This is a genomic window from Agrobacterium sp. ST15.16.024, assembly GCF_027956545.1.
GTDB classification, from domain to species: Bacteria; Pseudomonadota; Alphaproteobacteria; order Rhizobiales; family Rhizobiaceae; genus Agrobacterium; species Agrobacterium cucumeris.
This window is the reverse complement of sequence record NZ_JAQKGO010000001.1, coordinates 1474661-1487582: the sequence shown is the minus strand read 5'-3', so window position 1 is coordinate 1487582 and position 12922 is coordinate 1474661. Positions and strand designations below refer to the sequence as shown.

The 12922-nt window shown below is 59.1% G+C and carries 15 protein-coding genes and 1 tRNA gene; 8 read left to right on the top strand and 8 right to left on the bottom strand.

The window, feature by feature from the left end; genetic code table 11:
- Positions 1 to 35 precede the first annotated feature (35 nt).
- Together fdhA and PL640_RS07280 are read right to left on the bottom strand one after the other, a co-directional pair.
- Positions 36 to 1226: a formaldehyde dehydrogenase, glutathione-independent gene (gene fdhA / locus PL640_RS07285; RefSeq protein WP_046800115.1), complete on the bottom strand. Its 1191-nt coding sequence runs from the start codon at positions 1224 to 1226 to the stop codon at positions 36 to 38.
- 341 nt (positions 1227 to 1567) lie between these two features.
- A complete protein-coding gene (locus PL640_RS07280; protein WP_271361264.1) occupies positions 1568 to 2440 on the bottom strand; it encodes an ATP-binding protein in 873 nt (290 codons plus the stop codon).
- A 207-nt stretch (positions 2441 to 2647) separates the two neighbouring features.
- On the opposite strand from PL640_RS07280, the gene yajC reads away from it, so the two are divergent.
- From yajC to PL640_RS07255, 5 genes are all read left to right on the top strand, one after another.
- Positions 2648 to 2995 (top strand): preprotein translocase subunit YajC, encoded by a 348-nt coding sequence (yajC, locus tag PL640_RS07275; protein ID WP_003495911.1) that lies wholly within the window; start codon positions 2648 to 2650, stop codon positions 2993 to 2995.
- Between the two features lie 82 nt (positions 2996 to 3077).
- Entirely contained in the window at positions 3078 to 5642 is a 2565-nt protein-coding gene (gene secDF / locus PL640_RS07270; protein WP_269699621.1) for a protein translocase subunit SecDF, read from the top strand.
- Entirely contained in the window at positions 5642 to 6034 is a 393-nt protein-coding gene (locus PL640_RS07265; protein WP_269699620.1) for an Mth938-like domain-containing protein, read from the top strand. The genes secDF and PL640_RS07265 overlap by 1 nt, the downstream gene beginning before the upstream one ends.
- A gap of 23 nt (positions 6035 to 6057) precedes the next feature.
- Positions 6058 to 6903, top strand: coding sequence for a phytoene/squalene synthase family protein (locus tag PL640_RS07260; protein ID WP_269699619.1), 846 nt, complete (start codon positions 6058 to 6060; stop codon positions 6901 to 6903).
- Between the two features lie 128 nt (positions 6904 to 7031).
- Positions 7032 to 7490 (top strand): hypothetical protein, encoded by a 459-nt coding sequence (locus tag PL640_RS07255; protein WP_046800099.1) that lies wholly within the window; start codon positions 7032 to 7034, stop codon positions 7488 to 7490.
- A 16-nt stretch (positions 7491 to 7506) separates the two neighbouring features.
- Here PL640_RS07255 and PL640_RS07250 read toward each other — a convergent pair whose 3' ends face one another.
- The 3 genes from PL640_RS07250 to lipB form a co-directional block, all read right to left on the bottom strand.
- Complete coding sequence (locus PL640_RS07250) at positions 7507 to 8442, bottom strand: DMT family transporter (RefSeq protein ID WP_269699618.1); 936 nt, start codon at positions 8440 to 8442, stop codon at positions 7507 to 7509.
- A gap of 72 nt (positions 8443 to 8514) precedes the next feature.
- Positions 8515 to 9582, bottom strand: a complete 1068-nt coding sequence (locus tag PL640_RS07245; protein ID WP_271361263.1) for an NAD(P)-dependent alcohol dehydrogenase — start codon at positions 9580 to 9582, stop codon at positions 8515 to 8517.
- Positions 9583 to 9648: 66 nt separating this feature from the next.
- Positions 9649 to 10380 (bottom strand): lipoyl(octanoyl) transferase LipB, encoded by a 732-nt coding sequence (gene lipB / locus PL640_RS07240; RefSeq protein ID WP_271361262.1) that lies wholly within the window; start codon positions 10378 to 10380, stop codon positions 9649 to 9651.
- 189 nt (positions 10381 to 10569) lie between these two features.
- Here lipB and PL640_RS07235 point away from each other — a divergent pair.
- Positions 10570 to 10654, top strand: a tRNA-Leu gene (locus PL640_RS07235).
- A gap of 198 nt (positions 10655 to 10852) precedes the next feature.
- On the opposite strand, the gene PL640_RS07230 is transcribed toward PL640_RS07235, so the two are convergent.
- Positions 10853 to 11014: a hypothetical protein gene (locus tag PL640_RS07230; protein WP_271361261.1), complete on the bottom strand. Its 162-nt coding sequence runs from the start codon at positions 11012 to 11014 to the stop codon at positions 10853 to 10855.
- Between the two features lie 198 nt (positions 11015 to 11212).
- Between PL640_RS07230 and PL640_RS07225 the strand changes: the two genes are divergently transcribed.
- The gene (locus PL640_RS07225; protein ID WP_142839802.1) at positions 11213 to 11638 is read left to right on the top strand and encodes a PAS domain-containing protein; all 426 of its coding nucleotides are present in this window, start codon (positions 11213 to 11215) and stop codon (positions 11636 to 11638) included.
- 66 nt (positions 11639 to 11704) lie between these two features.
- Here PL640_RS07225 and PL640_RS07220 read toward each other — a convergent pair whose 3' ends face one another.
- Positions 11705 to 11872, bottom strand: a complete 168-nt coding sequence (locus PL640_RS07220; protein WP_003495928.1) for a Thivi_2564 family membrane protein — start codon at positions 11870 to 11872, stop codon at positions 11705 to 11707.
- A 123-nt stretch (positions 11873 to 11995) separates the two neighbouring features.
- Between PL640_RS07220 and PL640_RS07215 the strand changes: the two genes are divergently transcribed.
- On the top strand, positions 11996 to 12484 hold the full coding sequence (locus PL640_RS07215) for an OsmC family protein (RefSeq protein WP_271361260.1): 489 nt from the start codon (positions 11996 to 11998) through the stop codon (positions 12482 to 12484).
- Here PL640_RS07215 and PL640_RS07210 read toward each other — a convergent pair.
- Positions 12428 to 12922 (bottom strand): peptide deformylase, encoded by a 495-nt coding sequence (locus PL640_RS07210; protein ID WP_271361259.1) that lies wholly within the window; start codon positions 12920 to 12922, stop codon positions 12428 to 12430. The two genes, PL640_RS07215 and PL640_RS07210, sit on opposite strands and share 57 nt — an antisense overlap.

Sequence of the window (12922 nt, the reverse complement as noted above, 5' to 3'; positions counted from 1 at the left end):
GGGCGTTCTGTCATTCCTGCCTATTGATCGAGGCGTCAGGCCGCTTTCAACAGATCGCCGTGGGGGTCGAGGACGAACTTGGTTGCCGCGCCCTGATCGAAGCTTTCATAACCCTGCACGGCATCGTCGAGCGCGATGATCTTGGCATTGACGATGTCGGCGATGGGCAGGCGGTCATGCAGGATCGCCTGCATGAGCTGGCGGTTATATTTCAACACCGGCGTCTGGCCGGTGTGGAAGGATTGCGCCTTGGCCCAGCCGAGGCCGAAACGCAGCGACAGGGCGCCCTGTTTCGCGGCATTGTCAACCGCACCGGGATCCTCGGTGACGTAGAGGCCGGGGATGCCGATGGAGCCGGCGGCGCGGGTGATTTCCATCATCTGGTTGAGAACGATGGCCGGCTGTTCGCCGCCGGAATGGCCGCGTGCCTCGAAACCGACGGCGTCGATGGCGCTGTCGACCTCGTTGGTGCCGACGATCTCGGCAATCATGTCGCCCAGGCGGTCACCCTTGGAAAGATCGACGGGCTCGAAACCGACGCGGGCGGCGTGGGCGAGGCGATCCTTGTTGAAATCACCGACCATGACGACGGCCGCACCGAGAATGCGGGCGGAGGCGGCAGCGGCAAGACCGACCGGGCCGGCGCCCGCGACATAGACCGTGGAACCGACACCGACGCCCGCCTTGACCGCGCCGTGGAAGCCGGTCGGCAGGATATCTGACAGCATGGTGAGGTCGCGGATCTTCGACATCGCCTTGTCGCGATCGGGGAATTTCAGAAGGTTGAAATCGGCATAGGGGATGGTGACATAACGGGCCTGTCCACCGATCCAGCCGCCCATATCGACGTAACCGTAAGCGCCGCCGGCGCGTGACGGGTTCACCGTCAGGCAGACGCCGGTATCCTGCGACTTGCAGCAACGGCAACGGCCGCAGGCAACGTTGAACGGCACCGAGACGATGTCGCCGATTTCCAGCATTTCGACATCGACGCCTTTTTCGATGACTTCGCCGGTAATTTCATGGCCAAGGACGAGACCCGGCATGGCGGTGGTGCGGCCGCGCACCATATGCTGGTCTGAGCCGCAGATATTTGTGGAAATCACCTTGAGAATAACGCCGTGTTCGATACGGCGGCCATCCGGCGCCTCAAGCTTGGGGTCGTCGATGTCGCGGACCTCGACCTGTCCGGGCTTCAGGTAAACGACGCCTCTGTTCCTGCTCATATCCATCTCCTCCTCGGGTTGAACGCCAATGCCGGCCCGCTCCTCCGCGGACAGGATATCGTCGAAATACGCGCCTGAACCGATGTCCGGTTCGAGCGGAATTTTTCGGCGAAGGGATGGAAAGGGGAATGGTCATGTGTCCATAAAGGTCGCAGCCTGCCTCCCGATCACCGCCCGCCGCAGCCACCGGCATTTCGCCGGTGTTCCGACTGTTCCACCTTGAAATTCAAAGCGGAACCGGATGGCTGCAGCAAACCATGCGGGACGCGGCTTGTCGTTCGGAAATACGACACGCTTTGTGGCCGTAACGACACCGGCTTTCGCCAGCCGTCACTGTCGCGTTATCGGTCGATGGATTTCCTCAAGCGGCCGGCGGCGTCCTGAATATATTGCCAGGCAACGCGGCCAGAGCGGCCGCCGCGGGTGGTTGCCCATTCCAGCGCTTCGTGATGCAGGGTTTCGCGGTCCACACCCAGATCGAAGTGTTCGGCATAGCTGTCGATCATCGTCAGATAGTCTTCCTGGCCGCATTTATGGAAGCCGAGCCACAGGCCGAAGCGATCGGACAGGGAGACTTTTTCTTCGACTGCTTCCGACGGGTTGATGGCGGTCGATTGTTCGTTTTCCATCATGTGGCGTGGCAGCAGATGGCGGCGGTTGGAGGTCGCATAGAAAAGGACATTGTCCGGCCGCCCTTCGATACCACCATCGAGCGCCGCCTTCAGCGATTTGTAGGCCGTGTCGTCGTGATCGAAAGAGAGATCGTCGCAGAAGAGGATGACGCGCTGATCCGAGATTTTCAGTATGTCGAGCAACGCGGGCAGGGTGTGGATATCCTCACGGTGCACTTCCACCAGTTTCAGGGGGACGCCGCTTGCGGTGCGCACATCTTCGTGAACCGCCTTGACCAGCGAGGACTTGCCCATGCCGCGCGCGCCCCACAACAGCACGTTGTTGGCGGGAAAACCATCGGCGAAACGCAGGGTGTTTTCATGCAGGATGTCACGCACATGATCGACGCCGCGAATGAGTTTGAGTGCGATGCGGTTGGGGCGGGGGACGGGCTGCAAAAACGAATTGACTGGTGACCAGACGAAACAATCGGCTGCATTCCAGTCGTTTACGGCGGGGGCCGGGCCGGCCAGCCGCTCCACGGCAACATTCAGTCGGCGCAGTTCGGCAAGAAGCAGGGTGGCCGTTTCTTCTCGAATCATGGTGTTTCTTCCGCTTGTCTGGTGTTCAAAACTCTGTTTTGCGACCGGCCTAGCATGGTGTTTCCGGCCCATAAAGGTTAAGAGGTCCGGAATCGGTACGGCGTGGGCCTTGCATCTGTTGCAATCCCGGCGTTCCCCACTATATTCCGGCGGCTTGAAAGCTGGGGCGGCATACGAGGTCGTGCCGTAATCGTTGAGGAGTTTTATATGTTCATTAGTCAAGCTTTTGCCCAGGACGCAACGGGCGGCGCATCGGCCTTCGGTTCCGGCCTGGAAATGCTTTTCCTGTTTGCGCCCCTTATGGTCGTCTGGTACTTTTTCCTCATCCGCCCGCAGCGCGCGCAGATGAAGAAGCGCCAGGAAACACTGACCAGCATTCGCCGTGGCGATCAGGTCGTTCTTGGCGGCGGCATCGTTGGCAAGGTGACCAAGGTCATCGACGACAATGAACTCGAAGTCGAAATCGCCGAAGGCGTGAAAATCCGCGCTGCCCGCGCTTATATCGCCGAAGTGCGTGTGAAGGGTGAAGTGGTCAAGACGGAAGCCGCTTCCTGATCCTGCCGGATAACCGGACGCCCGATTGCGAATTTTGACGGGTTGCGCTGTCCGCGCAACCCCAACCCTGACCGAGATCGAAATGCTTCATTTTTCCCGTTGGAAAACAGTCTTCATCTGGCTGCTTGTGCTGGCAAGCGTCTTTATCGCCTCTCCTAACCTGTTTTCGGAAAAACAGCTGGAGAGCATGCCTGCCTGGTACAAGGACAACAAGGTAACGCTCGGTCTCGACCTTCAGGGCGGCTCGCACATCATGCTCAAGATCGAGCGTTCCGACATTGTCAAGGAACGGCTTGAGACGATTGTCGGCGATGTGCGCACCCAGCTTCGCGACGCCAACATCCGCTATTCCGGGCTTGCCGGCAACGGCCAGCAGATTCAGGTTCGCATCAGTGATCCCGCCCAGCTGGAAGCCGCCAAGACGGCGCTTCGCGATCTGACGCAGCCGGTTTCCGCCGGAACGCTGGTCGGCGGCTCCATCACCGAAGTGACGATGAGTGACGGCGGCGATAATCTGCTGCGGCTCAACCTAACCGATGAAGGCGTTGATTACCGCCTGTCATCGGCCGTATCGCAGTCGATTGAAGTCGTGCGCCGCCGCGTCGACGAAGTCGGCACCACCGAGCCGCTCATTCAGCGTCAGGGTTCCGACCGCATCATCGTGCAGGTGCCGGGCCTTCAGGATCCGCAGCGCCTGAAATCGCTTCTCAACCAGACGGCAAAGCTGTCCTTCCGCATGGTCGACACCACCATGCCGGTGCAGGAAGCGATGAATGGCCGTCCGCCCGCAACCTCCGAAGTTCTCTATTCGCAGGACGATCCGCCGGTTCCCTATCTGGTGGAGCGCCGTGCTCTCGTTTCCGGCGACAACCTCGTGGATTCGCAGGCGAGCTTCAACCAGCAGACCAACGAGCCGGTCGTCACCTTCCGCTTCGACAGCCGCGGCGCGCAGCGCTTTGCGCAGGCGACGCAGCAGAATGTCGGCAAGCCTTTCGCCATCGTGCTGGATAACCAGGTCATTTCCGCACCTGTCATCCGCGAGCCGATCATCGGCGGTTCGGGACAGATTTCCGGTAACTTCTCGGTGCAGGGTGCAAACGACCTCGCGGTTCTGCTGCGTGCCGGCGCACTTCCGGCCACGCTGACCGTCGTTGAAGAACGCACCGTCGGCCCGAGCCTTGGTAACGACTCCATCACCGCCGGCCTGACGGCAAGCGCCATTGGCGCCGTCGGCGTTCTCATCTTCATGTTCGTCTTCTACGGCTTCTTCGGCCTGCTGGCGAACATCGCCCTTGTCGTCAACGTCGTCATGCTGCTGGCGGTCCTCAGTGTGATCGGATCAACGCTGACATTGCCAGGTATCGCCGGTATCGTTCTGACGATCGGTATGGCGGTGGATTCCAACGTTCTGATCTATGAGCGAATACGCGAGGAGGTGAAAAGCGGCAAACCGCTGATCCAGTCATTGGATAACGGCTTTACCCGCGCCTTTGCGACCATTATCGACGCCAACCTGACGACGCTGATCGTGGCGAGCGTGCTGTTCTACATGGGCACCGGTCCGGTCAAGGGCTTTGCGGTGACGCTGGCTGTCGGTATCATCACCACCGTCTTCACCGCCTATACGCTGACGGCGTGGATGTTCGGCTACTGGGTTCGCCGCAGCCGTCCGAAACACCTGCCGAAGGGTGTCCGCACCGCCATGTTCGATGGCCGCGATATTCCCTTCATGCGTTATCGTCGCGTGGTGTTCATGATCACCGGCGCCATCATGCTCGCCTGCATCGGCGGTTTCGTTGGCAAGGGCCTGAACCTCGGCATCGACTTCCAGGGCGGTTCGGTCATCGAAGTGCGCGCCAAGCAGGGTGAGGCAGATCTCGCGGACATCCGCGATCGTCTGAACCAGCTGAACCTCGGTGAAATCCAGGCGCAGAACTTCGGCACGCCGCAGGATGTTCTCATCCGCATTCAGGCGCAGGAAGGCGGCGAGAATGCCGAACAGTCCGCCATCACGATGGTGCGTGGCGAGCTTGAGGACAAATACGATTTCCGCCGCGTCGAAGTCGTCGGTCCGGCCGTGTCGGGTGACCTTACATTCACCTCGACGATCGGCATCCTGCTCGCGATGACGGCGATCATGGTCTATATCTGGGTTCGCTTCGAATGGCAGTTCGCGCTCGGCGCGGTCATCTCGATGGTGCACGACGTGGTCTTCACCATAGGCCTCTTCGTCTTCCTTGGGCTTGAATTCAACCTGACGAGTATCGCGGCGATCCTGACGATCATCGGTTATTCGCTGAACGATACCGTCGTCATCTATGACCGTATCCGCGAAAACCTCCGGCGTTACAAAAAGATGCCGCTGTCGATGGTCATCGACGTGTCGCTGAACCAGACGCTGTCGCGTACGATCCTTACCGGTCTGACCGTGCTTCTGGCATTGCTCGCGCTTTACCTCTTCGGTGGCGAGGTTATTCGCTCCTTCACCTTCGCCATGCTGTTCGGTGTCGGTATCGGCGTGTTCTCCTCGCTCTATATTGCCGCGCCCGTGCTGATCGCCTTCAAGCTGCGTCCCGATAACAAGGATGCGGAAGACGAGAAGGATGAAAAGCCCGGCAACGCCATCGGCGGCAAGCCTGCCGTCTGATGGCCGGCGGGATAGAAATACGCCCGGCCCATTTTCCCGGCCGGGCGCCCATCGATGCCTATGGCAATGGCGGTTTCCGTTTTGCCGAGATGTCGCATCGCGGCTCGCTTCTGCTTCTGCCGTCCGGCATTCATGGCTGGGAGCCGGTCGATGCGAAAGAGTTGACCATCGGGCATTTCGAAAAGGTCCTGGCGGAAGCGCAGGACATCGAGGTGCTGTTGATCGGTACGGGTGACGGCATGCGTGTTCTGCCGAAGGAACTGCGCGCGGCCTTCAAGGAAGCGGGCATTTCGGTCGACCCGATGAGCACGGGTGCTGCCGTGCGCACCTATAATATCATGCTTTCGGAATCGCGCGCCGTCGCTGCGGCGCTGATTGCCGTCGAAGGCTGACAGGACGTTTCGCGCGGGGAACCATGGCACCCACAGAAAATCTCGACGTCTGCCTCGCGACGCTGCGCGACACCGATCGCGACCGCTATCTCGCCTGTCTTCTGTCGCCTGCCGATAAACGTAATTCTCTGGCGGCGCTTTACGCTTTTAATGCCGAGATCGCCCGTATCCGCGATTCCGTGCGCGAGGCGCTGCCTGGCGAAGTGCGCATGCAATGGTGGCGCGATCTGCTTGAGGGCAATGCGCATGGCGACAGTCTGTCCCATCCCGTTGCTGCGGCTCTCTTGACCGCTATCGAGCAATATCGTCTGCCGCGCCCGGTGCTGGCCAATATGATCGAGGCGCGCATTTTCGATCTCTATGACGATCTCTTCGAGGATCGAAACGCACTTGAAGGTTATGCCGGGGAGACCGCCTCGGCGCTGATCCAGCTGGCGAGCCTTGTGCTCTCGGCGGAAGACGCTCCGGCCAGCGCGGAGGCGGCCGGACATGCGGGCGTCGCGCAGGCCATGGCTGGCATTCTGCTGCTGATGCCGCTGCATCGCCGTCGCGGGCAGGTCTATATTCCCGCCGATATGCTCGCGGCCGCCGGGCTCGATCGCGAGACCTTTCTTGAAGGCGATGACCGACAACGCATCGGCATCGCCATAGAGCTATTTGCCGCCCATGCGCTCGATCATCTGGAAAAGGCAAGACGCGCGAAAATCCCAAGGTCCGTCTTTGCCGCCTATCTGCCCGTTGCCCTGTCCGGACCGGTCATCCTCGCTGCAAGAAAGGCCGGGGTGGGCGTGTTCGAGGGCGAGTTGCAACTGTCGCAGCTTCGCCGGCAATGGGCTCTTGCAAAGGCATCGTTCCTGAAGCGGTTCTGATTTTCCATCCGTGTCGGTCTTCGGACAAGCCACACTTCACACAAGCCTCGATCTCTATGAAGCTGAATCAGGTTCGCGTCGTTTCGATTCGCGAGTCGTGATGTTTCAGTGCTGAGGGAGCGTCCCCGATGAATATGGCGATCTGGATTATCGTCTTCGTGCTGCTGTCGGTCTTTGCCGTTTATGCCTGGCGCATGACGCGGGCAACGGATGAAGACAACAGCCATGATGTGGGGCAGGCGATCATGGATTTCGCCCGGGCTTTTCCCAATGAGGCAATCCGAAGCCTGCATATGACGGTGGATGGCGGTGCGGCCTTCGTGCGATTGCATGACAACAAGGCCGGCTTCATGCGCAATATGGGATCGCACTACGTCTGCGTGATGATCGACCCCGAGCGGATCAGGGTAGAGAGCCTGGAAAGCGGTGACGGCTTTGTCGTCACCTTCTTTGACATGCCGAAATATAGCGGCTCATATCGCTTCAAATCCGCCGGTGAAGCGGCGGAGGTTTCCCTCTGGCTGCTTGGCAGCCTCGTGGAGGCGCAGGATCATCACGACGAAGGACCGCTGCCCTCGGGCACTTGAACGCGGGCTTGGCGTCTCATTGCCCGTCAAGCGGCGGGGTGGCATGCGCCTGCTTGCTTTCCCGCCAGATGATGAACAGGCCGGATGCGACGATGATGAGAATGCCGAGCCATTTTGACGGCGTCGGGAAGTCCGAAAACAGCGCATAACCGAGAACCGTCGCCGAAATGATCTCGAAATACTGGAACGGCGCCAGAAGCGACAGCGGCGCAAGCCTGAAAGCCCTGACGATCAGCAGGTGCATGTAGCCGGATATCGATCCCAGCAGGATGAGCAGGACAAGCGCAAAGCCGGATTGTGGAAGCGACATCGTGAAATCCTTGTCGCCCAGCGCATCGCCGGCCAGAAGCACCACACCCATGAATATCGTGCCGGCAATGCCGGACATGGTCTGCATCACGAGCGGACTGTCGGCGTCACCAATGGCACGGTTCAGGAACAGATAAAGCGTATAGAGAAAGGCGCAGGCGACCGGCAGCAGTGAAGTCCAGCCGAAGATTTCGAAACTCGGCTGAATGACGATCAGCGCGCCGCCGAAACCGACGACGATCGCCGTCCAGCGCTTCCAGCCGACTTTGTCACCCAGGAAGAGGGCCGACATCATCGTCAGCATGAAGGGCTCAACGAAATAGATGGCAAAGACATCGGCAAGCGGCATGTATTTGACGGCGGCGAAGAACATCAGGCTGGCCGAGGCATGCAGCACGCCGCGCAGGCAGTTCATCCACGGCCGTTTGGCGCTGAACAGGGCTTTCGGCGAGACCAGGAGCAGCAGCGGCAGGGTGCACACCACCTGAAAGAAGAAGCGGTAAAAGGTCACCTGCGCCGGCGACATGCCGCCGCTGACCGCCATGTATTTGGCAATCGCATCCATGACCGGCAGCACGAACATGCAGCCCGCCATGATGGTCATGCCCTTGGCGACATCGCTGAAACCGGTCTGGCTGGTCATGGTTCGGGCTGCGCTTTCGACCGGAAGGTCCAATGAGGAAGGGGGCGCCCACAAGGCCGCCCCCTCTCAGGATCAGGCGGCTTTCTGGCGTGGCAGGCTCTTCATATCAATGACGAAACGATAACGCACATCGCTTTTTATCATGCGTTCATAAGCGTCATTGATCTGACCGATATCGATCATTTCGATTTCGGCGGCTATGCCTTTTTCGGCGCAGAAATCCAGCATTTCCTGTGTTTCCGGAATGCCGCCGATCATCGAACCGGCAAAGGTCTTGCGGCCGGGGATAAGGCTGAAGGCGTGAACGGAGAGCGGCTTTTCCGGCGCGCCGACCTGCACCAGGGCGCCATCGCGCTTCAGCAGCGCAAGATAAGAATCGATGTCGTGATCGGCCGCAACCGCGTCGATGATGAGATCGAGGCTGGAAACGGCTTTCTTCATCTGTTCGGCGTCGCGCGAAACGATAACCTCGTGGGCACCGAGCTTCTTTGCGTCTTCCGCCTTGCCGGGCGAGGTGGTGATCATCACCACCGTTGCGCCCATGGCGTTGGCTATCTTGACGGCCATGTGGCCAAGACCGCCGAGACCGACGACACCGACACGTTTGCCGGGGCCGGCATTCCAGTGTCGCAGCGGGGAATAGGTGGTTATGCCGGCGCAGAGCAGGGGTGCCGCGGCCGCCGGATCGAGCCCTTCGGGAATATTGAGCACATAGCGGTCATCCACCACCACATGGGCGGAATAACCACCCAGCGTATGCGCGCCGCCGCCCATGGCCTTGTCAGGCGAGTTATAGGTGCCGGTCATGCCGTTTTCGCAATATTGTTCGAGCCCCTCGGCGCAGCTTGCGCATTCACGACAGCTATCGACGATACAGCCGACGCCGACCCGGTCGCCTGCCTTGAACTTTGTGACGTCCGAACCCAGTCGGGCGACGCGGCCGATGATTTCATGGCCGGGAACGCAGGGGTAGAGAGACCCCGGCCATTCGCTGCGGGCCGTGTGGATATCCGAGTGGCAGACGCCACAGAATTCAATCTCGATTTCGACATCGCGGGGACCCGGATCGCGACGTTTGATTGTCGCGAACTTCATCGGCGAAGAACCGTCATCGCAGGCATAAGCGGACGTTGTGAACATGGTCGTTCCTCCTCTTGTGATGATCGATGCATCAAACACCGGCCTGCGACAAAGGTTGCGGTGGGATTAGCCGCCTGCGCCGGTTTCGGGCACTGCCGGGCCGAAAACCTCCTCGAAGGCCTCACGCAGCAGAACGTCAACATCGCCGATCATAACCGGCAATCCGAGATCGACAAGGCTGGTGACGCCATAGGCGCTGATGCCGCAGGGAACGATGCCGGAGAAATGCCCGAGGTCAGGGTCGACATTGATCGATAGCCCGTGGAAGCTCACCCATTTGCGCAGCCTGATGCCGAGGGCGGCAATCTTGTCCTCGGCCATGCCGCCGCCCGGCAGCAACGGTTTTTCAGGCCGCCTGACCCAGACGCCGACCCGATCTTCGCGCCGCTCGCCGCGAACATTCATCTTGTCCAGCGTGCGGATGATCACGTCTTCCAGCGCCGCCACATAGGCGCGGACATCCTGCCGGCGTCGTTTCAAGTCGAGCATGACGTAAACGACCCGCTGCCCCGGGCCGTGATAGGTATATTCGCCGCCGCGGCCGGTGGCGAAGACCGGAAAACGGTCTGGCTCGATGAGATCGGCGGCATCGGCGCTGGTGCCAGCGGTATAAAGCGGCGGATGCTCCAGAAGCCAGACAAGTTCGTCCGCCTCGCCGCTGGCGATGGCTGCAACTTCGCGCTCCATTTCCTCGATCGCCTGTCCGTAAGGGACGAGACCTTCCGAGATTCGCCAGCGAACGGGCGGCGAACCGGCGAGGGGGAACATATTTGTCTCGATATCCGTGCGTGTGAGCATGAAAAAGTCCTTTCCACAGCCTTCTCGCAAAATGGCGACAAGGCGGCAACCCCAGCATTTCCGGGCTTCCTGCATATAGGGTGGGTCGGGGCGATTTTTAATTTCAAAAAACTGTCACGACGCTCTTGTGCACCGAAAATCCTTTTGCTACATGCACCCCCGTCGGCGCAAGTTGACATCTACCACGATGCGGTCGTGGCGGAATTGGTAGACGCGCAGCGTTGAGGTCGCTGTGGGGCAACCCGTGGAAGTTCGAGTCTTCTCGACCGCACCAAAGAAACCCGCTTCGGCGGGTTTTTTCTTTTTTAGCCAATTGGTTAGCTTCACGTCCTGCGAAACAGCGAGGTCCGTCGGCGCGCGTTGCGGGCACCCTTAGCAGCATGAATGTTTTTCTTTCAGCCACCTCGTGCTATAATCTGGAGGCGGCAAAATATGGAATTTCCGCCGTCCGGATCGAATGAATGGGACGGTCTTAGCGTCGGTTTCGCTGTCCGTCACCGACACGGTAGGGGTCGCCATCCATGACCTGATCCATCCGCCACTCATTTCCACGATATGGGCTGTGCCACGTCTGGCAACCGGCAAGAACGACGGTCACCGTCAGCAATCCAAAAGTAAGAGCGGTCCGCAGCATATTCACCTCCTTCGAAATATCATCGAAAGGCTATTTAGGTGCAGGCAGTTGGCTTTGCGATGTCTATTCAGGATTTATCGTGGCTTTGAGACCGATATATGGATTCACTCATTATAAAATTTCGGTGGATATCGATGCACGCTGCAGTAGCCGGGCGGTTACCCCTACAAAAACGAGGGGTGGAATATTAGAGGTCTGGTGTTAGCTTTTGTCAGAAAAAAATGTCCGGGGGTTTTCGTGCTGGGAGACAAGACGGATTCGGACGATGCGCTCGGTTATTACATGTGGAGCATTTCCGATAACAGGCTGATCATGGATGCGGTGACTGCGGAATGCCACGGTTTTTCCGAACCGGCGGCGTCGCGCGGGGTGACGATCGAAGAAGTCCTTGAAAAAATTGATGTGGAAATGCGTGATCGGGTGGCCCAGGCCATTTTCGACAGCATAACCACTGGTGTGTTCTTCGATCAGCGTTACAAGGTCAATTTGCCAGATGGTTCAGTCCGCTGGATTTTGGCGAAGGGCAGGGCGATTTTTGATGCCGACAATACGCCGTTTCTGGGTATTGGCAGCGTTCGGGATATTACGCTCAAGAAACCCTATCAGTTCGAGCCTCGACAGTAGGTCGAGAGTCTCCAACAAAAAGAGGCGGCTTTCGCCGCCTTTTTCCGTTCGCGCTTCACCGGGACATCAGAAGACCGCGAGATATTTCAGCAGCGAAATAATGCCGATGATGATGACGATGATCTGCGCGATCTGTTTCGCGCCGCCGCCGACTGGCAGTCTTGCGATGAGCCACAATACGAGCACGATCACCAGGAAGGTGATCAGAATGCTGACGAGCGTAGATGTAACCATATGTCCCAGCTCCCTGTAAAATAAAGGTTTCAACGGTCGTTCACCGTTGTGTGAGTAAAAAGCGCCAGATAGATTTTTGTTCCATGCGTTCAGTTGCACGCGATTAAATTAGGATTTGTTTGAATGGCTGATAGTGCGAAGGTGAGGTCGAGACCGGTAGGCGCTGCCGCCAAACTCGGGCGGCTTGGTCGCCCGGTTATTTCGACGGTGACCGGCGGCGCGCTGGAGATCGTCACCGGTGTCTCGGAACCGGGGTTTAACCCGATCGATCTCCTCTACTCCTCACTCGCCGCCTGTCTGGCGCTCAGCGCCCGAATCGCGGCAAGCCAAATGGGATTGCTTGATCGTTTCGAGGGTGTCGTCGTTGAGGTCTCCGGTGAAAAATCCGCCGCGGAGCCCTATCGCATCATCCGTTTCGATATCAAGGTCGAGTTTGCCGGGGATTTCGACGACGCGACCCGCAACGCGCTCGCCCATGCGGCCGAGGATATCTGCACCGTCAGCAACACATTGAAGGGTGACGCTGAATTCGTGCTGTCGATTGCCGACCGACCATCACGGCTTGCGAGACTTTTCCCATTTTTTCACCAGCCGGTCGCGCTTCAGCTTTGAAAGGCGTTTAAGCCAGAAAATGCCATCCAGCTGGTCGATTTCATGCTGGATGCAGATGGCGTGAAATCCTTCGGCGGTCTGCCGGTGCTCCGCACCTGATATATCCTGAAACCGTACCTCGACCTTATCCGGCCGCTCCACCTCATCCGTGAAACCGGGCATGGAAACGCTGCCCTCCATATGGCGCATGGTCTGGGTGGACCGGGTTATGATTTCAGGATTGACGTAGGTCAGAACGGTACCCGGTGTCAGTTCCAGCACGAAAACGCGTTGTTTTATGCCGATATGGGCCGCGGTGATGCCGACACCGGGGGCGGCGCGCATGGTGTCGATCATATCCGTCACCAGATTTTGCAGATGATCATCAAAAGCGGTGACCGGCGCGCAGATTTCGGACAGGCAGGCATGAGGATAGGGCAGGATCGGCCTGATTGCCAA